The following is a 19,560-nucleotide window of genomic DNA, read 5'->3' as shown; positions in this document are numbered from 1 at the left end:
GGACCGTCATATGCCCACTCCGATCTCGACGACGCTGCCCAGGGTCACGCCCAGTTTCCGGTGCACCGCCGAACCCGGCGAGTTCAACGGAAGCCACACCACCCGGTCGGGCATGTCGGTGATGGCCAGCGGCAACATGATCGAGCCGCGCGGGGTGCTGACGGTGACGTTGTCACCGTCAGCGGCGCCGATCTCGGCGGCGGTTTCGGCCGACAGCCGCACGACGGGCTTGCGGGCGGTACCGGCCAAATGCGGTTCGCCGTCCTGCATTCGGCCCTCGTCGAGCAGCAATCGCCATCCCGCCAGCACGGCCTGCCCCTGCCCGGGTGTGGTGGGTTCCGGCGCCGCGACCTGCGGGTCGGCGACGTGTCCGCCGTCCCAGGTGCCGAGCCCGGCGAGTTCCTCGCGGGCCGACTCGACGGTGCCGGTATTCAGGTAGATACCCAACTCGTCGGCCAGCGTGTCGAGCACCTTGTGGTCGGACTGGCCGGCCTCCCCGGTGGTGCCGCGCAGCGCCGGCGCGAACGCGCGGTAGCGCCCTTCCCAGTTGACGAAGGCGCCGGACTTCTGGGTCGTCGGCGCGACCGGGAACACCACGTCGGCGCGTTCGGTGACGGGGCTGTGCCGCAACTCCAGGCTGACGATGAATCCGGCGGCGTCCAGCGCGGCCAGCACGGCGTCCGGGTCGGGGAAGTCGTTGGGTTCGATGCCGCCGACCAGCAGCGCCGCCAGGGACCCGTCGGCGGCGGCGGCCAGGATGCCGTCCGCGTCCCGCCCAGGGGCAGAAGGCAATTCGTCGACGTTCCACGCCGCGGCGACCTGCGCGCGGGCGGCGTCGTCGGCGACCGGGCGGCCGCCGGGCAGCAGGGTGGGCAGGGCACCGGCTTCCAACGCGCCGCGTTCACCGGCGCGGCGCGGCACCCAAGCCAGCCGGGCGCCGGTGGCCTCGGCGAGTCGCGCCGCGGCGGACAGGCCGCCGGGCACCGTGGCCAGGCGCTCGCCGACCATGATGACCGCGCCCGGCTTCGAGAGCAGCTCGCCCGCTTCGCCGGTGGCCAGCCCGTCCAGCGCGGCGGCCTCGGCGCCCGGAACGGTCTTGACCAACCGGCCCTTCAACTTCGTCAGCGCCCGGGTCGCGAACGGCGCGATCGCGTAGACGGGCAGCCCGTGCTTGCGGGCGGCCTTGCGCAACCGCAGGAACACAATGGGCGACTCGTCCTCCGGCTCGAAGCCGACCAGCACCACCACGGGCGCCGACTCCAGGTCCGAGTAGCTCACGGTCACCGGCCGGCCCGCGACGCGGGCGGCCAGGAAGTCGGCTTCCTCAGCGGAGTGCGGACGGGCGCGGAAGTCGATGTCGTTGCTGTCCAACGTGATTCGGGCGAACTTGCTGTAGGCGTAGGCGTCTTCCCAGGTCACCCGGCCCCCGACCAGCACGCCGGTGCGCCCGCGGGCCGCTTCGAGCCCCTCGGCCGCCGCCACGATGGCGTGCGACCACGACGCCGGCTGCAGCGTGCCGTCGGCGTCGCGGATCAGGGGAGTGGTGATCACGTCCGGCTGGGTCGCGTAGTTGAACGCCCACCGGCCCTTGTCGCAGTTCCACTCCTCGTTGACTTCGGGGTCGTCGCCGGCCAGCCGCCGCAGCACCTTGCCGCGGCGGTGGTCGGTGCGCTGCGCGCACCCCGAGGCGCAGTGTTCGCACACGCTCGGGCTGGAGACCAGGTCGAACGGGCGGGCCCGGAAGCGGTACGCGGTGCCCGTCAGCGCGCCCACCGGGCAGATCTGCACCGCGTTGCCCGAAAAGTAGGAGTCGAACGGCTCATTGGCGTAGATGCCGACCTGCTGCAGGGCCCCGCGCTCTTGCATGTCGATGAAGGGGTCACCGGCGATCTGCTCCGAGAACCGCGTGCAGCGGGCGCACAGGATGCAGCGCTCGCGGTCCAGCAGCACCTGCGAGGAGATGTTGATCGGCTTGGCGAACGTGCGCTTGACGTCGGTGAACCGAGATTCGGCGCGGCCGTTGGACATTGCCTGGTTCTGCAGCGGGCATTCGCCGCCCTTGTCGCACATCGGGCAGTCCAGTGGGTGGTTGATCAGCAACAGCTCCATGACGCCGTGCTGGGCCTTGTCCGCGGCCTCGGAAGTCAGCTGGGTGCGCACCACCATGTCGTCGGTGCACACGATGGTGCACGACGCCATCGGCTTGCGTTGTCCCTCGACCTCGACCATGCACTGCCGGCACGCGCCGACCGGGTCCAGCAGCGGGTGGTCACAGAACCGCGGAATCTGGACGCCCATCAGCTCGGCCGCGCGAATCACCAACGTGCCCTTGGGAACGCTGATCTCGGCGCCGTCGATGGTCAAAGTCACCATCTCCGGCGGACGTACCCCGTCGCCTGATTCGGTTTTGGCCGCCTGGGTCACGCGCCACCTCCGTTTAGCATGGAATCCCTGGGGTCGAACGGGCAGCCGCCGCCCTCGACGTGGGCGACGTACTCGTCGCGGAAGTACTGGATCGACGACATCACCGGACTGGCGGCGCCATCGCCCAACGCGCAGAACGACTTTCCGAGGATCGCGTCGGAGATGTCGAGCAACTTGTCGAGATCCTCGTGAGTGCCCGTGCCGGTCTCGAGCCGGGTGTAGATCTGGTCCAGCCAGAACGTGCCCTCGCGACACGGGGTGCACTTCCCGCACGACTCGTGCTTGTAGAAGTACGTCCAGCGCTGCACGGCGCGCACCACGCAGGTGGTCTCGTCGAAGATCTCCAGCGCCTTGGTGCCCAGCATCGAGCCGGCGGCACCGACGCCCTCGTAATCCAGTGGCACGTCCAGATGTTCGTCGGTGAGCAGCGGCGTCGAGGACCCGCCGGGGGTCCAGAACTTCAGGCGATGCCCGGCGCGGACCCCGCCGGCGTAGTCGAGCAATTCGCGCAGCGTGATGCCGAGCGGGGCCTCGTATTGGCCGGGGCGGGTGACATGCCCGGACAGTGAATACAGCGTGAAGCCAGGGGATTTCTCGCTGCCCATCGATCGGAACCATTCGACGCCGTTGAGAATGATCGGCGGCACGCTGGCGATCGTCTCGACGTTGTTGATCACCGTGGGGCAACCGTAAAGCCCGGCCACGGCGGGGAACGGCGGGCGCAGCCGCGGCTGGCCGCGCCGGCCCTCCAGACCCTCCAGTAGCGCGGTTTCCTCGCCGCAGATGTAAGCGCCCGCACCGGCGTGCACCACCAGCTCCAGGTCGTAGCCGGATCCTTCGATGTCGCGGCCCAAAAACCCTGCAGCGTACGCCTCGGCGACCGCGTTCTGCAGCCGGCGTATCACCGGTACCACTTCGCCGCGCACGTAGATGAAGGCGTGGCTGGCCCGGATCGCGTAGGAGGCGATGATGGCGCCCTCCACCAGCAGGTGGGGCGTCGCCAACATCAGCGGAATGTCTTTGCACGTACCGGGTTCGGATTCGTCCGCGTTGACCACCAGGTAGTGCGGCTTCGCGGCCGGACCCGAGTCGCCCTGCGGGATGAACGACCACTTCGTCCCGGTCGAGAAGCCGGCGCCGCCGCGACCGCGCAGACCCGAGTCCTTCACGGCCCCAATCACCGCGTCGGGCTCCATCTTCAGGGCCTTCTTCAGCGCCTGGTAACCGTCGTGGCGCTGGTAGGTCTCCAGCGTGAACGACTTCGGGTCGTCCCAGTAGCGGCTGATGACCGGGGTCAGCGGGGTGGTCATGACTCGCCTCCGGGAGCCGGCGGGGCTTCCATGCCCTTCTCCTTCGCCACCTGCAGCCCGGCCAAAGTGGCTGCACCGGCGCCGCCCTGGCCTTCGTCGGGACGCTCGTCGGGCAGGCCGGCCAGGATGCGCGAGGTTTCGCGGAACTTGCACAGCGCACCGCGGGTGGGAGCCTTGGGATTTCCGGACCGCAGCGAGTCGACAAGTTCGCGCGCCGACTCCGGGGTCTGGTTGTCGTAGAACTCCCAGTTGACCATCACTACCGGGGCGAAGTCGCACGCCGCGTTGCATTCGATGTGCTGCAACGTGACCGAGCCGTCGTCGGTGGTCTCATCGTTGCCGATGCCCAGATGCTCCTTGAGGGAGTCGAATATCGCGTCGCCGCCCATGACTGCGCACAGCGTGTTGGTGCAAACGCCGACCAGGTAATCGCCGGTGGGGCCGCGGCGGTACATCGTGTAGAAGCTGCCGACCGCCGACACCTCGGCACCGGTCAATCCGATTTGCTCCCCACAGAATTCGAGTCCCGCCGGCGTCAGGTAGGAATCCTCGGCTTGCACCAGGTGCAGCAACGGCAGCAGCGCCGAACGCTTGTCGGGGTAGCGGCCGATGATCTCCTTGGCGTCGACCTCGAGGCGCGCCCGCACCTCGGGCGAATACGACTGCGGCGCACCCTCGGTCACGAACGCGTTGGGTTCCCCGGGCGGCGGTCCGAGCCGGATGAACACCGGCTGACCCTGCGGCCCGGTCATCGGTCCACCCCGCCCATCACCGGGTCGATGCTGGCGACCGCGGCGATCAGGTCCGCGACCATTCCGCCCTCGCACATCGCGGCGACGGACTGCAGGTTGGTGAAGGACGGGTCCCGGTAGTGCACCCGGTAGGGCCGGGTGCCGCCGTCGCTCACCATGTGCACGCCGAGCTCGCCGCGGGGCGATTCCACCGCGACGTAAACCTGGCCGGCCGGAACGCGAATGCCTTCGGTGACGAGCTTGAAGTGGTGGATCAGCGCCTCCATCGAGCTGCCCATGATCTTCGCGATGTGCTCGGGCGAGTTGCCCATGCCGTCGGGTCCCACCTTCAGGTCGGCGGGCCAGGCGATCTTGCGGTTCTCGACCATCGTCGGGCCCGGCCGCAACTTGTCCAGACACTGCTCCACGATCTTGATCGACTCCCACATCTCCTTGACGCGAATGATGTAGCGCCCGTATGCATCACAACCGTCGTCGGTGATCACGTCGAACTCGTAGTTCTCGTAGCCGCAGTAGGGTTCGCTCTTGCGCAGGTCGTGCGGCAGCCCGGTGGAACGCAGAATGGGGCCGGTGATGCCCAGCGCCATGCAGCCGGTCAGGTCCAGGTAGCCGACGCCCTCGGTCCGCGCTTTCCAGATGGCGTTTTCGTTGAGCAGCTCGCCCATTTCGCGCAGCGGTTGCTTCAACTCCTTGAGGGCCTCGGCGATCTCGGTTTCCGCGTTGGGCGGCAGGTCCTGCGCGACCCCGCCGGGCCGGATGTAGGCACTGTTCATTCGCAGGCCGGTGATCGATTCGAACAGCTTCAGCACGATCTCGCGCCCGCGGAAGCCGACGAACATCGGGGTCATCGCGCCCAGTTCCATCCCGCCGGTGGCCAACGCGACCAGGTGCGACGAGATCCGGTTGAGCTCCATCATCATCACCCGGATGACGTTGACGCGCTCCGGTATCTCGTCGGTGATGCCGAGCAGCTTTTCCACGCCCAGGCAGTAGGCGGTCTCGTTGAAAAACGGTGACAGGTAGTCCATCCGGGTCACGAAGGTGACGCCCTGGGTCCAGTAGCGGTACTCGAGGTTCTTCTCGATCCCGGTGTGCAGGTAGCCGATTCCGCACCGGGCCTGCGTGACGGTCTCGCCCTCGATCTCGAGGATCAGCCGCAGCACGCCGTGCGTGGACGGGTGCTGGGGGCCCATGTTGACGACGATGCGTTCACCGGGATCCGCGTTGCGGGCGGCGTCGACGATCTGGTCCCAGTCCTGACCGCCGGCGACCAGAACCGTTTCAGCTTGAGTCATTAGTTGTAACCCCTGCGTTCGTCGGGCGGCGGTATCTGTGCGCCCTTGTACTCGACCGGGATGCCGCCCAGCGGATAGTCCTTGCGTTGGGGGTGCCCGTGCCAGTCGTCGGGCATCTCGATCCTGGTGAGCGACGGGTGGCCGTCGAAGATGATCCCGAAGAAGTCGTAGGTTTCGCGCTCGTGCCAGTCGTTGGTGGGGTAGACCCCGTACAGCGACGGGATGTGCGGATCACTGTCCGGCGCAGCCACTTCCAGCCGCAGCCGACGGTTGTGGGTGATCGACTGCAGTGGGTAGACGGCGTGCAGCTCCCGACCCGTCTCGTGCGGGTAGTGCACCCCGTTGACGCCCAGGCACATCTCGAACCGCAGGTCGGGTTCGTCGCGCAGCCGCTGGGCGACCTGCGGCAGCAGATCGCGGCGCACGTGCAGGGTCAGCTCGTCGCGGTCGACCACGACCTTCTCGATCGCCTCGTCGAATTCGATGCCGTTGCGGCCCAGCGCTTCCGCCAGCTTGTCGGCGATGTCGTCGAAGTAACCGCCGTAGGGCCGGGGGCTGCTGCCCGGCAGCGTTATCTCGCGCACCAGCCGTCCGTAACCGGAGGTGTCGCCGGTGCCGCGGACCCCGAACATGCCGCGACGAACGTCGATCACTTCTTCGTCGGCGGTAGGGACGGCGCCCCCCACTTCGCTGGCCGCTACCGTCGGGTCGTGGTCGGGAGAGCTCATCGCAGCAGTCCGCGCATCTCGATCGTGGGCGTGGCCGCCAGGGCGGCCTGTTCGGCTTCGGCGATGGCCTCTTCGCGGTTGACGCCCAGCGGCATCTGCTGAATCTTCTCGTGCAGCTTCAGGATTGCGTGGAGCAGCATCTCCGGGCGGGGCGGGCAGCCGGGCAGGTAGATGTCGACCGGGACGACGTGGTCGACGCCCTGCACGATCGAGTAGTTGTTGAACATTCCGCCCGACGACGCGCACACGCCCATGGCCAGCACCCATTTCGGCTCGCCCATCTGGTCGTAGATCTGGCGCAGCACCGGGGCCATCTTCTGGCTGACCCGCCCGGCCACGATCATCAGGTCGGCCTGCCGCGGCGTCGCCGAGAACCGTTCCATGCCGAAGCGCGCGATGTCGAACCTCGGTCCGGCGGTTGCCATCATCTCGATCGCGCAGCACGCCAGCCCGAACGTCGCCGGCCACAGCGAGTTCTTGCGGACGTAGCCGGCCACCTTCTCGACGGTGGACAGCAGGATGCCACCGGGCAGCTGTTCTTCCAGGCCCACTCTTTACCTCAATCCCATGTCAGTCCGCCGCGGCGCCACACGTAGGCGTAGGCCACGAAGACCGTGAGCATGAACACCACCATTTCGACCAACGCGAACGTCCCGAGCGCGTCGTAGCTGACGGCCCAGGGATACAAGAACACGATTTCGATGTCGAAGACGATAAACAGCATTGCGGTCAGGTAATACTTCACCGGGAACCGCTGTCCGGCCGTGGCGTGCGGGCCGCTCACCGGGGATTCGGTGGGCTCGATCCCGCATTCGTAGGCAGCCAGCTTCGACTTGTTGTAGCGCCTCGGCCCGGCCAGGCTCGCGATTCCGACCGAGCCCACGGCAAAGGCGGCGGCAATCCCGCCGAGCACCAGGATGGGTATGTAGACGTTCAATTCGCTCCATGATCCGTCGTAATGCGGCCGCCTTCTCGACTGAGCGGGCGGCCGGGCGGTGACCGGGCTGCTGTGACGAACCGGGTCTGTGGCCCGTCACAGTGACTTTCAACATAGCGTCGTTGGCGTCGGCGCACGTGCTCGGGGTGGTGCTATTTGCCCGGTTTTAACGTCCCCGCATTCGGGCGAGTCGTCGCGGCGGTGCTGAGCACCCGCCCACACGGTCTACGGTTCCGTGTCGGCGCAGGTGAGAGCGGTAATTGCTAGCGGGCGGGGGCGCGGAGCAACCCCAGCACCGTACGGCCCAGCTCGATGGGGTCCAGCGGATGCGGCACGGCGGCGTCGGCGCGCGACCAGTTGGCCAGCCACGCGTCGTCGCGGCGGCCGGTGAGCACCACGATCGGCGGGCAGGTTTCGAGTTCGTCCCTGAGCTGTTTGGCGATGCCCATGCCGCCGGTGGGTGTCGCCTCGCCGTCGAGAATGGCCAAGTCGATGCCGCCCTCGTCCATCGTGCGAATCACCATGGGGCCGGTCGCCACCTCGACGTAGGTCAACTCGGGTAGGTCCGGGTGCAGGTGCTTGCCCAATGCGCGCATCACCCGTTCGCGGGTTTCGACGTTGTTGCTGTAGACGAGGATCCGCAGGGCGCTGCTGGAGTCGGGCACGCTCAGATGGTACTGGTGGCGCGCAAGCCCTACCGGGTTGCCCGAACGAAGACCGCCTGCGCCGCCGCCGTTGCCGTCGCACCGACCATGCCGAACCTGTTCCAGCCCAGGTCGAATTGGGACCGGTCGACCTTCGTTTCGCCCGAGATCCGAATCGAACCGTCCTCCAGCTCGGTGATCGTGACGGGCAGCGGCAGCGGCGCGGTGACGCCTTTGATGGTGAAGCTGGCGCGAAGTTCCGCGGCGTTGCCTTTGGTTGGGTTGACTGCGGTGACGACGACGCTGATCTCACCGAAACGCTCGACGTCGAAGAAGTCGGCCGAGCGCAGGTGCTTGTCGCGACGGCCGATGCCGGTGGACAGCGACGCGGCCCGGATGTCGACGCGGCCGAAAACGGCACCCGTGCCGGTGAGCTGCCCGTCGCCGCTGAACTCGCCGAAGCGGCCCTTGACGTTCAGCAGGCCCCAGAAGTTTCGGACCTTGAAGGTGATGGCCGAGCGATCGGGAACCAGGTTCCACACGCCGGCCAGGTCGGGATCGCTCAGCAGTGTTTCCAGCGTCGTCATCGTCCCCCCTCTGACTCGTGGCAAATCTAACCGTTAGGCCAGCAACGGCGCGATCTCGACGGGGTCGAAGTATTCGTCGATCCGATCGATGAGCCCGCCGGCGCCCACCCTGATCACGATGCAGACCCGCATGGAGATCGATTGGCCGGCATGGCCGGTGGCGTGCAGGACGTGCTGCTGCACGAAGCCCGCGACGGCGCCATCGTCGAAGAGCCGTCGGTCGAGGATTTCGTAGTGGCGCTCGGTGGTGGCGGTGATGAACCAGTCGATGACCCGCATCGCCCGGGCTTGTCGTTATCGCGGCGCGCGCCCGTCCGCCAGACCGCGATGTCGTTGTTCCACAGTCGATCGACCGCGGGCACGTCGCCGCTTTCGATCGCCGCGAACAGGCGGTCGGCCACGCCGACGATGGTCTGCTCGGTGGCTGCGGACATGGGGCTCCTGTTAGTCGGATTGCTCGTACCCGGGATGCGCGATCGCCAGGCGACGCCGGACCAGGGTGCGCAGGCAGGCGGTGACGTCGTTGGCGCGGCCGTCCAGCTCGCCGGCCCGGATCGCGGCGGCGAGCTCTTCCTCGTCGGCGAAGCCCAGGCCGGCCAGCGCCGCGCCGGCCTCCTCCTCGCTCTCGTCGAGCAGTTCGCGCTCGACGATGCGCAACGCGTTCGCGGCGACCCTGGCGTGGAAGTTGACCTGCCCGGTGGTCGCATCGCGGACATCGGTTTCGAGGAACTCGGCCACCGCGTCGACGAGCTCGGCGGCGAGCGGGCGGCCGTATGCGCCGATCATGCGCGGGCTCCTTCCAGCAGGTCGAGCAGGTCCCACTCGGTCTCGCAGACGCGGCGCCCGATCGTCGCCAGCTCCACCGAGCGGAACTCGCCGCTCAGGTGCCGCTCGGCCTGGTAGCGGCAGATGACACCCCAGCGCAGCGTCGCCAGCACCAGCCACCAGTGAAACGCCACCCGGTCGACGCTAGCGGCACCGGCCTCCTCGTAGGCGCGGAGAAAGGCCTCGATGCTGCCGAGGCCGCCGGCGGCCAGGCCGGCCGGGGCGCCGAACCGCCAGGCCCGGATGCAGAACCAGGCCAGGTCCTCGTACGCCTCGCCGAGGTGGACCAGCTCCCAGTCCAGGACGGCGGCCAGGTCAGACCCGTCGACGATGAGGTTTCCCATCCGGTAGTCGCCGTGCACCAGAACGGGGCTCGAAGGCTCGGATTTTTGCGGCCGGTTCGCCTCGAGCCAGCGAAACGCCCACTCGAAGGTGGCGGTGGTGTCACCTATGGCGTCGAGCCGCTCGCGCCAGTGCGCGAGTTGGTCCTCGTGTGCCAGGCCGGGGATGTCCGGATCGGCGCGATGGATCGCGGCCAGCGCCCGCGCGCACTGCTGCAGCAGGCGCGTGCGGCCCGCGTGGCCGTCGGCGGCGTCGAGCTGGCGCTGGATGCGCCGGACGATGGTCTCGCCCTTGATCGCATCGCAGATCAGGAACGGATTGCCCAGGGCGGCAACCGAATCGTCGGCGATCAGGATGTGGGGGACCGGCGCGCCGGCCGCCGCGGCCGCGGCCTGGGCGCGTGCTTCGAGCTCCATGCCGGCGTGCACGTCGTCGGGCGGACCGGTGCGCAGGATCAGCGAACGGCGTTGTTCACCCGCGACGGCGTCGAACGCCCACGTGGTGCGGCTGGCGCCGCCGGTCAGCGCCCGCAGATTCTCGATCGCCGGCCTCGCGCCGAGCGCCGGCTCCAGCACCCGGGCCAGCTTGCCGGCCAGTTCGCCGTTGTCGGTCACTTGTGGCCAAACTTGAACAGCCGCTGCGCCACCCGCCGGATCTGGATCTCCTCGGCGCCCTCGGTGATCCGGTAGCGGCGGTGATGGCGGTAGATGTGCTCGAACTGCTCGTGGCGGCTATAGCCGAGGCCGCCGTAGACCTGCATGGCCCGGTCGGCCGCGTCGCAGACCAGCCGGTTGGCGCGGTAATTGGCCATCGACACCTTGTCCGAGACCTCCATGTGGTGGTTGCGGTCCAGATGCCAGGCCGCGTATTGCACCAGCAGCCGCACCATCTGGGCCTCGGTCTGCAGCTCGGCCAGCGGCCACTGCACGGCCTGGTTGACCGACAGCGGCTTGCCGAAAACCATGCGGCTGCCCGCGTATTCGGCGGCACGGTCGATGCAGTATTGGGCCGCACCCAGGCTGCTCGCCGCTTGCCGGATCCGGTTCTCGTGCAGGAACGTTTGCGCGACTTCCAGGCCGCGGTCGACTTCGCCGAGCACCCCGTCGGCGGGCACCCGCACGTCGGTCAACTCGACCTCACCGTGGTCGGTGGGCATGTTGAACGTCCACCAGTAGTAGGGGACACGGAACCCCGGCGCATCCGTCGGGACGAGGAACGCGGTGATGCCCAGCGCGGCCCCGGGTTCGCCGGAGGTGCGCGCGAAGATCAGGTCGTGGGTGGCCCGGTGCACCCCGGTGTTGAACCGCTTCGAGCCGTTGAGCACCCACCCGTCACCGTCGCGCTCGGCGCGGGTTTCCAGCCAGGTCGCATCGGAGCCGTGCCGCGGCTCGGTCAGCCCGAACGCCATCGACCGTTCCCCGGTGATCAACGCCTCCGACCAGTCGCGGCGTTGCTCGTCGGAGCCGAAGCGCTCCATCATGATCACCTGCGGGAAATTCCCGACGATCGATGACTCGTTCTGCAGGTCATTGTGCAAACCAAGGCCCTTGTGCGCCAAGTGTTCCCGAATGACGGCCATGTCCAGGTTGGTGCCGTCGCGGCCGCCCAGCGACGCCGGCAGACCGTAGCGCAGCCAGCCCGCCTTGTCGGCGCGCCTGCGCATCTCGGCGAGCAGATCTTCCCACTCGCGTGACGGGATGCCGTCGTTGTCCCAATCGGTGCGGGCATGCTCGCGGCGATGGTCGAAATACTGGATGTTGTCGCGTTCCAGCGGCTTGATCTCCGACTCGATGAACGCATCCATCTCGGCGAGCACTCCCGGAAGATGTTCTGGCAGAGTGAAATCCACGGTTACTCCTCTGCGCCGTAGAGGGTTTTCTTCCAGACCGTCGACAAGGTGGTGATGGCGTCGTGGTCGCTGATCTGAAGGTCCAGGCCCGACGGGCCCGCGAAGACGGTGGTGAAGTTCTCGAACAGGAGCGCGATCGCGGCCGCCGTGTGTTGGGGATTGAGCTCGGTTCCGTAGCCCTGCTGCTGCGCGCGGCGTACCGAGGCGGCGACGATGTCCATGCCGAAGCGCCGGAATTCGTTCTGGACGCTCGCGAAGCGCGGCTGGGTGGCCGCCAGCTGTGCCACGGCGATCATGATGCCGATGTTCTGCTTGAACATGTTCCAGTACCCGGTGACCACCGACGTGAAGAACGCATCGTCGTCGGGGGATTCGGGTAGCTCGAGGCGCAATCCGGGCGGCGCCACGACCTCGTGCAGAAACGACTCCGCCAGGGCGGCCAGCAGGTCTTCCTTGTCGTCGAAATACCGGTAGAAGACGGCGGGTGACTTGCCCGCGGCCGAGGTGATGTCGGCCAGCGTGGTGCCGTGAAAACCGCGTTCGGCGAACAGTTTTCGGGCGGCCTGTTCGATGGCCTGCCTGGTCTGGCGGCCCTTTGCGGTCAACGTGTCGGTCGGCATCAGTTCCGGATTCGGTCGCCGGCGCGCAGCAGGGCGCTCGGCAGGTCATGGCCCACAACGGATTTGGCGACCTCGGCCGCGGCGATCGCGGCCCGCAGGTCTACGTCGACGTCTACACCGCTGTCGGTCAACAGGTAGACGAGGTCCTCGGTGGCGATGTTGCCGGTGGCGCCCGGGGCGAACGGGCAGCCGCCCAGGCCCCCGATCGACGCGTCCAGCCGGGTCACCCCGGATTCGACGGCCGCGTAGGCGCTGGCCAGCCCGGTGCCGCGGGTGTTGTGGAAATGGCCGCCCAAGGGAATGTCGCCGATCACCGGACGGAGTTGGGAGACGAGCGAACTCACCCGTCGCGGGGTGGTGGTGCCGATGGTGTCGGCGATCGAGAACCGGTCGACACGTTGTTCCTGGGCGGCCGCGCCGATCTCGAGCACCCGCCCTGGTGGCGTCGGCCCGTCGAACGGGCAGTCCCACGCGGTGGCGACGATGACTTCGACGGTAGCGCCGGCGTCGTGCGCGATGGCGACGATCTCCTCGATCTGCCTGGTGGCCTCGGCGCTGTCGCGCCCGACGTTGGCCGCGCTGAACGCGTCGCTGGCGGCCACCACGTATTCGACGGAGCGCAGCCCCGCTGCAACCGCTCGCCGGGTGCCGTTGGGGCTGGCCACCAGGGCGGAGAACTCGATGTCGGGGTAGTTGCGCAGCTGCGCGGCGACTTCGGCGGCATCGGCCATCGACGGCACCTTCGACGGCGACACGAACGCCGTGGCCTCGACCTCGCGCACCCCGGTGGCGGCCACCGCGGCGAGCAGCTCCAGCTTGGCGGCCAACGGGATTGGCCTTTCGATCTGCAGGCCGTCGCGTAGGGCCACTTCGCGAATGTCGACGTGTTGTGTCATAACACCCCCTCGCGCTCGAGCTCTTCGAGTTCCGCGGCGGTCTTGCCGAGCAAGCCGATGTAGACGTCGTCGTTGTGTTGTCCCGGGCGCGCCGGGCCGGCGTTGCGCACGCCGCCGGGGGAGTCCGAGAGCACCGGGACGACGCCCGGTCCGAGCACGTTGCGGCCGACCCTTTCGTCGTAGTGTTCGACCAGCATGCCGCGGGCCCGCAACTGCGGGTCGTCGACCACCTCGGCGACGGTGTTGATCGGCCCGGCGATCACGCCCGCGGCCGAGAGGGTTTCGATGATTTCGCCGGGTTGGCGGTCGGCGGCCCACGCGCCGATGATCTCGTCGAGTTCGTCCTGATTGCGGCCGCGGCCGCCGTGTGTGGCGAACCGGTCGTCGGTGGCCAGTTCGGGGCGCCCCATCGCCTTGCACAGGCGCGCGAACACGGTGTCCTGGTTGGCGGCGATCACCACCCACGAGCCGTCGGCGCTGCGGTAGATGTTGGACGGCGCGATGCCCTCCAGCCGGGTTCCCGACGGCCCGCGCACCACGCCGCCGACGTCGTAATCGGGAATCGTGGATTCCTGGACCGCCAGACACGATTCGGTCAGCGCAACGTCGACCACCTGCCCGCGCCCGGTGACGCCGCGGCGATACAGCGCGGCCAGCGCGCCCTGGGCGCCGAACATGCCGGCCAGGCTGTCGCCGAGCGAGAGCGCCAGCCGGGGCGGCGGCCCGCCGGGGAATCCGTTGAGGTGCCGCAGCCCGCTGGCGGCCTCGGCCACCGACGCGTAGCCGGCCTTGTGCGCCTCGGGGCCGGTCTGCCCGTAGCCGGATACGCGAACCAGGATGATGCCCGGGTTGCGCTCGGAGAGCACGTCGTAGCCCAGCTCCCATTTCTCGAGGGTGCCCGGGCGGAAGTTCTCCACGACGATGTCGGATTTCGCGACGAGGTCGAGGAACAGCCCGCGGCCGCGCGGCTTTCGCAGGTCGAGCGTGATGGCGCGCTTGTTGCGCGCGTGCACCGTCCAGAACACGTGGTGCCCGTCCAGTTCGGCCTGGCCCCAGGTTCGCAGCGGGTCCGGCGCGCCGGGGGGCTCCACCTTGACGACGTCGGCGCCCATGTCGCCGAGCAGCCGGCCGGCGAACGGCCCGGCGATCAGGGTGCCGAGTTCCAGCACCCGGACGCCGTCCAGCGGGCCGGTCACTCTTTGCTCGCGAAGTCGTGGCGGACCAGCCAGTCGGTGACCACGTCGACGGCGTGCCGCAGCTTGTCCCGCTGGTCGGGGCCAGCGTAATAGTGTGTGGCACCGGAAATTTCGTGCATCTCCTTGTCCGGGTGCCCGATCGCCTCGTAAAGCCGTCGGGTGTGGCTGGGCGTGCAGGCGTCGTCGGCCAGGTTACCGATCACCAGCGCCGGGACCGCGAGGTCGCGCCCGCACGCCACCCCATCGCCGCGGGCGTCGTCGTAGCTCCATTGCGACAGCCAGCCGCGCAGCGTCGAAAACCGGGCCAACCCGACCGGGCTCATGTTCACCACTCGAGGATCGCCCAGGTAGCAGGTTCCGGGGGTGCGTTCGTTGGGATCGACGGTCGGGTCGAGCCAGCGCGGGTCGGCCATGGTGCCGTGCACGACGAAGCAAAATTCTTCGTCGGGGCGGCCGGCGGCCCGCAGTTCGGCGAGCTTTTCCTTCACCCATGCGGTGATGCGCCGGTTGCGGTCGATCTGCGCCTGCCGGTACCGGGTCAGAAACTCTTCGCGGTAGGGCGGTTGGTTGGGGTTGGCCGGGTTATAGAGATCGAGCTCGGGGTCGCGCTTGGTGGGGTCGGACTCGTCGAGGATCGACGCGTCCAGCCATTCGGTGAGCGTGCCGTGCCGGCTGATGTGCGCGGCCAGCAGCATGATCCCGTCGGCCTCGGGCAGGTCCAGCTTGGTGAGGTCGGGGCCGTCGCCGGACGGGCTCGCGGTGATTGTCGGTTTGTGGGCCTGCTGCTGGTAGAACATCGACAGCGAGCCGCCGCCGCTCCACCCGGCCAGCACCACCTTGGCGTAGCCCAGCCTCTTCCTGGCGTCCTTGATGCACTCGCCGAGGTCCTCGACCACCTTCTCCATCAGCAGCGCCGAATCCGTGCCGCGGAACCGGCTGTTGCAGTAGATGACGTGGTGGCCGGCGCGGGCCAGCGCGCCCGTCATCGGCAGGTACGCGCCGCCGCCGATGGGATGCATGAACACCAACACGGTGTCGGACGGCTTGTCCTTGGGCTTGAGCAGATAGCTTTCCAGCACGGTGATCTCGGCCAGTCCGCCGTACACGTCGCGGACCGCGGAATTGCTCTGGAACGCAATGAGATACGGGATGCGGTCGTATTCGTGTTTCATCAGTGCTGCCCGAGGTCGTGCGCCAGCACCTCGGCCGACGGGGTCAGCCGCCGACGGGTGTCGACGGCGATGACCTGCCAGTCCACCCGCGAATGCTCGTCGAACTTGCGGCGCGCGCGTTCCCGCGCCTTCTCCGGCGCGCCGTGGTGAACCCCTTGCGGCGCATGGGTGATCAGGCCGGGCGGCATCGGGATGCCGTAGAGCGACCCGCCGTGGAAGAAGGCGATCTCGTCGTAGTCGACGTTGCGGTGATACCAGGGTGTGCGTTCCGTGCCGGGGACCCCCTCGGCAGGCTTTGGCAGGAAGTTCATCACATAGACGCCGGTGGCCTGCATGAACAGATGCACGGTCGGCGGCAGGTGAACGCTGTCCGAAGTGACCACGTTGTAGTCGGCGATGTTGAAGGTGAACGGAAAGTTGTCACCGCGCCACCCTTCGACGTCGATCGGATTGTGTTGGTAGAACAGCGTTGTCGGCCCGCCCTCATGGACGAGCCGGACCTGGTACTCGTCGCGCCCGTCATCGTCGATCGGCTGCGGTTCGGGGATCGTGGCCTGCGACGGGTCGAACGGGAAGTGGCGGCCGAGCGCGCCGGGCGGCGGCACCCGGAACTCGTCGCTGGCCTCGATCATCAACAGCGTCGTCTCGGTATCGGGCAGCTGCCGCCAGGTGCACGCCTTCGGGATGTAGACCCAGTCGCCCTCGCGGTAGCGCAGCGGCCCGAACTCGGTCTCCAGCAGGCCCGCGCCGCGGTGCACGAAGCACAGCAAGTCGCCGTCGACGTGGCGGAGGTAAAACGGCATCGGCTCGTGGCGGCGGCTCAACTGGATTCGGCAGTCGTCGTTGCTGAACATCAGCAGCGGACCGCCGCCGGCGTCGGTGGCATCGCCGGGTTTCAGCTCTCCGGCGAGCACGTCGACAGGGCGCAGCGGGCCGACCGACCGATAGGCGGTGGGGTCGTTGCGGCGGTACATGTTGGCGGTCCGGCCGGTGAATCCGCCCCGGCCCAGCTCGTCGTCCTTCAGCCCGTCGAGGTCGGCGTGCAGCCGGCGCGGCGTCTTGCCTTTTCGCAGGTGAACAAACGATTCCATGGGGCGACTCCTGGGCTCCGGCGGCAGGGCCTCAAAAACTGAAAGTGACATTACTTTTTGTTTTTGGGATGCACAAGAGGCGAGGGCTTCGTAGCTTTGGTCACATCCGCCCCAAGCGTCTCCCGGAGGAAGGGACACCCTTTGTGCCCGCCTCTCAGCGACAAGTTCCTTGGTGCAAGACCGGCGCGGCCGTTGTCGCTGCGAGGCGGGCAAAGAGGCAATTCCTTCTCCGCTGCGGCCTGCGTGGCAGACGTGACCGGAGTGCGTCAATCGCGGATGCGCACCACGACTTTGCCCTTGGCCGTACGATTCTCGAGCGATGCGACCGCCGCTGCCGCCTGCTCCAGCGGGTAGACCTCCGGTGTGGGGGCGGCCAGCTTGCCCGAGCTGAGCAGGCGCTCCAGGCCGGCCCACTGCTCGGCCAGCGCGTCCGGGTGGGTCGCGGTCCAGGCTCCCCAACCCACGCCGACGACGTCAATGTTGTTGAGCAGCAGCCGGTTCACCTTGACGGTGGGAATCTCGCCGCCGGTGAATCCGATGACCAGCAGCCGACCGCCGGGCGCGAGCGAACGCAGCGAATCGGTGAAACGGTCGCCGCCGACCGGATCGACCACCACATCGACGCCGCGGCCGCCGGTGAGCTCCTTGACGGCGTCCTTGAACCCCTCGGCCAGCACCACGTCGGTGGCGCCGGCGGCCGTTGCGACGTCGGCCTTGTCTTCGGTGCTGACGACCGCAATGGTGCGCGACGCCCCCAACAGCGAGGCCAGCCGCAGCGTCGAGGTGCCGATCCCGCCCGCCGCGCCGTGCACCAGTACGGTCTCGCCGTTGGCCAGGCGGCCGCGCACGGTCAGCGCGAAGTACACCGTGAGGTCGTTGAACAGCAGGCCGGCGCCCGCCTCGAAGCTCACGTTGTCCGGCAGCTTGAACACCCGGTTGGGCTGCACGACGGCCACCTCGGCCATTCCGCCCGACAACATCGTCAGCGCGACCACGCGGTCGCCGGCCTTGACGTGGATGTTGTCGGGGGCCGACCGCACCACACCGGCGATCTCGGCTCCGAGCACGAACGGCGGCTCCGGCCGGTACTGATACAGGCCACGGGTCAGCAGCGCGTCGGGGAACGCCGCGCCGGCGGCGTGCACCTCGACGACCACACCGTCCCCGGCGGGTTCATCGACCTCAGCCACCTCGATCGCGTCCGGACCATCCAGCCGAGTCACCCGTGCCGCTCGCATGGTCGAACAGCCTACTGCCGACTCAGAACCCGCCGGCGACCCGCACCACCGCCCGGCCGGAGAACGCGTCGGCGGCTGATCGAGCGCCCCGACGACGTCCTTCACGTCGACCTCGTGGATCAGCGACTCCAGGTGGCGAGGCCGCAGTGAATCGCCCAGCAGCGCCCACAATTCGCGCCGCCGGCCGATCGGCATCAGCGCGGAGTCCTTCCCGAGCAGCGCGATGCCACGCAGGATGAACGCCATCACCGTGGTGTGCGACGCCGGCCCCCCGGTCAGCCCGCTGCAGGCCGGGCATCGACCTGACCGGCGAGGTCGTCGAGTCGCAGTCGCCCGACTTTGCCGTCGGCGTCCTTGAAGTTGACGCTCGAGTACTGCACCCGGACCGTCACCCCGCCGGGCGGCAGGTCCGAGGAGCTCAGCGTCTCGACCGACGCGGTTATCGGGTCACCATCTTGGCGCGCGACGAGCGCGTGAAACGTGTCCATACGTTGACGCCAACCGCACCGGCCGGAACCCGTTTCACACGGCGGCTCGTCAGAACGCATAGGGCCCGAAGCGTCCCCAGGCGACGACGCCGGCCATGACGGCCAGCGCCACGGTGAACGCGACGTTGGCGAACTCGCCGCGGCGGGCGTGCGTGACGATGGCGCCGAGCATGACGATGACCAGTCCGCTGGCCGCGAACGGCGTGAGGACCGGTGCGATGTGGACCAGCGGCGGCACGATCAGCCCGATGGCGGCCAGGACTTCGGCGGTGCCGAGGGCCTTGGGGAACCACGCGGGGACGTTGTCGACCCAGTCCCCGAGGTTCTTCGACAGCCACTCGCGGGGCTTGATGAGCTTGACGGCGCCGGCGCCGGCGAAGACCACGGCCAGCACGACTTGCAAGGTCCATAGCAGGGTGTTCATCGTTCTCGCTTTCCGTTGTGTCCGAGGGGTTTACGCGCCCACGTCGGCCGGCTGCAGGCCGCGTATGCGCGCGATGACGGCGGCGGCGTCGCCGGCGTCGGTGTGGCTCCAGGCGATGTGCAGGTCCGGGCGGATCAACACCAACCGGCGCCCGTACAACGCGGCCAGCCCCGGATCGGTGAGCCGCAGATGGCGGATGGGCAAGCCGGCCCGGGTGGCCTCGGTCAGCAGCGGCCCGGATCCGCCGTCGTCGCCGAGCGCGTCGACGAGCGTGAACCCGGGACCGAAGCGGTCGAACAGCGTCTCGTCTTCGCCCACAACCACATTGGGTGCGCGATGGCCGGGCCGCACGGTGGGGGCGAAGGTCCGGCGGTCCCACGGCGGCGCCAGGCTGCCGTCGGGAACGACAACCGGTGAGGCGTCGTAGCGCACGTCGAGTTCGATTCCGAGGCTGATGTTTTCGGCGTCATTGGCGGCCAGGAACCGCGCGATCTGCTCGCGGTGCGCGCGGCCGGCGGCGCTGTCCTCGGCGACGAGTCGGCTGTCGACCATCTCGCGGAACTGCAGGGTTGGGGCGGACCGGCGTTGTTGGCCAGCTACGAGACCGAGCGCCGGCCGATCGGGGAACGAAACCGCACCGCGTGCATAGAGAACGTGATGGTGATCCTGCAGTTCCGCGAGATGGTCGACAGCCGACTCGTCGCCGAGGACAGCGCCGCCGGCCGCGCGCACCGCGAGCAGA

At 68.5% G+C, this 19,560-nt stretch carries 21 protein-coding genes and 2 pseudogenes; all 23 read right to left on the bottom strand.

Annotated elements, in window-relative coordinates; all coding sequences use genetic code 11:
* Nucleotides 1-6: 6 nt before the first annotated feature.
* The 23 genes and pseudogenes from A5706_RS28465 to A5706_RS33865 all read right to left on the bottom strand — a co-directional run bounded on the left by A5706_RS28465 (nucleotide 7) and on the right by A5706_RS33865 (nucleotide 19,370).
* Nucleotides 7-2,424, bottom strand: a complete 2,418-nt coding sequence (locus tag A5706_RS28465; protein WP_068138789.1) for an NADH-quinone oxidoreductase subunit G — start codon at nucleotides 2,422-2,424, stop codon at nucleotides 7-9.
* Nucleotides 2,421-3,734, bottom strand: coding sequence for an NADH-quinone oxidoreductase subunit NuoF (gene nuoF / locus A5706_RS28460; protein ID WP_068138785.1), 1,314 nt, complete (start codon nucleotides 3,732-3,734; stop codon nucleotides 2,421-2,423). The genes A5706_RS28465 and nuoF overlap by 4 nt, the downstream gene beginning before the upstream one ends.
* Nucleotides 3,731-4,486: an NADH-quinone oxidoreductase subunit NuoE gene (gene nuoE / locus A5706_RS28455; protein WP_068138782.1), complete on the bottom strand. Its 756-nt coding sequence runs from the start codon at nucleotides 4,484-4,486 to the stop codon at nucleotides 3,731-3,733. Before nuoE ends, nuoF begins: the two co-directional genes overlap by 4 nt.
* The gene (gene nuoD, locus A5706_RS28450; protein ID WP_068138780.1) at nucleotides 4,483-5,781 is read right to left on the bottom strand and encodes an NADH dehydrogenase (quinone) subunit D; all 1,299 of its coding nucleotides are present in this window, start codon (nucleotides 5,779-5,781) and stop codon (nucleotides 4,483-4,485) included. The genes nuoE and nuoD overlap by 4 nt, the downstream gene beginning before the upstream one ends.
* Nucleotides 5,781-6,509, bottom strand: a complete 729-nt coding sequence (locus A5706_RS28445) for an NADH-quinone oxidoreductase subunit C (RefSeq protein ID WP_068138777.1) — start codon at nucleotides 6,507-6,509, stop codon at nucleotides 5,781-5,783. The genes nuoD and A5706_RS28445 overlap by 1 nt, the downstream gene beginning before the upstream one ends.
* The gene (locus tag A5706_RS28440; protein WP_068102870.1) at nucleotides 6,506-7,060 is read right to left on the bottom strand and encodes an NADH-quinone oxidoreductase subunit B family protein; all 555 of its coding nucleotides are present in this window, start codon (nucleotides 7,058-7,060) and stop codon (nucleotides 6,506-6,508) included. The genes A5706_RS28445 and A5706_RS28440 overlap by 4 nt, the downstream gene beginning before the upstream one ends.
* A gap of 8 nt (nucleotides 7,061-7,068) precedes the next feature.
* On the bottom strand, nucleotides 7,069-7,446 hold the full coding sequence (locus tag A5706_RS28435; RefSeq protein ID WP_068138774.1) for an NADH-quinone oxidoreductase subunit A: 378 nt from the start codon (nucleotides 7,444-7,446) through the stop codon (nucleotides 7,069-7,071).
* Between the two features lie 263 nt (nucleotides 7,447-7,709).
* A complete protein-coding gene (locus A5706_RS28430) occupies nucleotides 7,710-8,111 on the bottom strand; it encodes a response regulator transcription factor (RefSeq protein WP_068138771.1) in 402 nt (133 codons plus the stop codon).
* A 29-nt stretch (nucleotides 8,112-8,140) separates the two neighbouring features.
* Entirely contained in the window at nucleotides 8,141-8,677 is a 537-nt protein-coding gene (locus A5706_RS28425; protein ID WP_068138767.1) for a YceI family protein, read from the bottom strand.
* A 33-nt stretch (nucleotides 8,678-8,710) separates the two neighbouring features.
* A pseudogene (locus tag A5706_RS28420) lies at nucleotides 8,711-9,111 on the bottom strand (nuclear transport factor 2 family protein).
* Nucleotides 9,112-9,121: 10 nt separating this feature from the next.
* The gene (locus A5706_RS28415; protein WP_068138764.1) at nucleotides 9,122-9,463 is read right to left on the bottom strand and encodes a DUF6285 domain-containing protein; all 342 of its coding nucleotides are present in this window, start codon (nucleotides 9,461-9,463) and stop codon (nucleotides 9,122-9,124) included.
* Nucleotides 9,460-10,458 carry a phosphotransferase family protein gene (locus A5706_RS28410; protein WP_068138761.1) on the bottom strand — a complete coding sequence of 333 codons (999 nt, stop codon included), beginning with the start codon at nucleotides 10,456-10,458 and terminating at the stop codon, nucleotides 9,460-9,462. Before A5706_RS28410 ends, A5706_RS28415 begins: the two co-directional genes overlap by 4 nt.
* Nucleotides 10,455-11,693 carry an acyl-CoA dehydrogenase family protein gene (locus A5706_RS28405; protein WP_068138758.1) on the bottom strand — a complete coding sequence of 413 codons (1,239 nt, stop codon included), beginning with the start codon at nucleotides 11,691-11,693 and terminating at the stop codon, nucleotides 10,455-10,457. The genes A5706_RS28410 and A5706_RS28405 overlap by 4 nt, the downstream gene beginning before the upstream one ends.
* 2 nt (nucleotides 11,694-11,695) lie before the next feature.
* The gene (locus tag A5706_RS28400; protein ID WP_068138755.1) at nucleotides 11,696-12,313 is read right to left on the bottom strand and encodes a TetR/AcrR family transcriptional regulator; all 618 of its coding nucleotides are present in this window, start codon (nucleotides 12,311-12,313) and stop codon (nucleotides 11,696-11,698) included.
* Nucleotides 12,313-13,209 (bottom strand): hydroxymethylglutaryl-CoA lyase, encoded by an 897-nt coding sequence (locus A5706_RS28395; protein WP_068138752.1) that lies wholly within the window; start codon nucleotides 13,207-13,209, stop codon nucleotides 12,313-12,315. The genes A5706_RS28400 and A5706_RS28395 overlap by 1 nt, the downstream gene beginning before the upstream one ends.
* Nucleotides 13,206-14,405 (bottom strand): CaiB/BaiF CoA-transferase family protein, encoded by a 1,200-nt coding sequence (locus A5706_RS28390; RefSeq protein ID WP_068138747.1) that lies wholly within the window; start codon nucleotides 14,403-14,405, stop codon nucleotides 13,206-13,208. Before A5706_RS28390 ends, A5706_RS28395 begins: the two co-directional genes overlap by 4 nt.
* A complete protein-coding gene (locus tag A5706_RS28385; RefSeq protein WP_068138743.1) occupies nucleotides 14,402-15,577 on the bottom strand; it encodes an alpha/beta fold hydrolase in 1,176 nt (391 codons plus the stop codon). The genes A5706_RS28390 and A5706_RS28385 overlap by 4 nt, the downstream gene beginning before the upstream one ends.
* Nucleotides 15,577-16,668: a homogentisate 1,2-dioxygenase gene (locus A5706_RS28380; protein ID WP_068138740.1), complete on the bottom strand. Its 1,092-nt coding sequence runs from the start codon at nucleotides 16,666-16,668 to the stop codon at nucleotides 15,577-15,579. The genes A5706_RS28385 and A5706_RS28380 overlap by 1 nt, the downstream gene beginning before the upstream one ends.
* Nucleotides 16,669-16,934: 266 nt before the next feature.
* Entirely contained in the window at nucleotides 16,935-17,906 is a 972-nt protein-coding gene (locus A5706_RS28375; protein ID WP_068138807.1) for an NADPH:quinone oxidoreductase family protein, read from the bottom strand.
* A gap of 22 nt (nucleotides 17,907-17,928) precedes the next feature.
* Nucleotides 17,929-18,209 (bottom strand): annotated as a pseudogene (locus tag A5706_RS35370) (oxidoreductase); the annotation flags it as partial.
* Nucleotides 18,182-18,394, bottom strand: a complete 213-nt coding sequence (locus A5706_RS34650; protein ID WP_068138738.1) for a hypothetical protein — start codon at nucleotides 18,392-18,394, stop codon at nucleotides 18,182-18,184. The pseudogene A5706_RS35370 and the gene A5706_RS34650, both read right to left, overlap by 28 nt.
* A gap of 49 nt (nucleotides 18,395-18,443) precedes the next feature.
* Entirely contained in the window at nucleotides 18,444-18,818 is a 375-nt protein-coding gene (locus tag A5706_RS28365; RefSeq protein WP_068138735.1) for a DoxX family protein, read from the bottom strand.
* A gap of 30 nt (nucleotides 18,819-18,848) precedes the next feature.
* Nucleotides 18,849-19,370 (bottom strand): hypothetical protein, encoded by a 522-nt coding sequence (locus tag A5706_RS33865; RefSeq protein ID WP_068138733.1) that lies wholly within the window; start codon nucleotides 19,368-19,370, stop codon nucleotides 18,849-18,851.
* Nucleotides 19,371-19,560 lie beyond the last annotated feature (190 nt).

The sequence above is a fragment of the Mycobacterium sp. E796 genome, from assembly GCF_001672815.1.
GTDB lineage: Bacteria > Actinomycetota > Actinomycetes > Mycobacteriales > Mycobacteriaceae > Mycobacterium.
The sequence above is the reverse complement of the archived record's forward strand: the minus strand, read 5'-3'. Positions and strand labels throughout refer to the sequence as shown.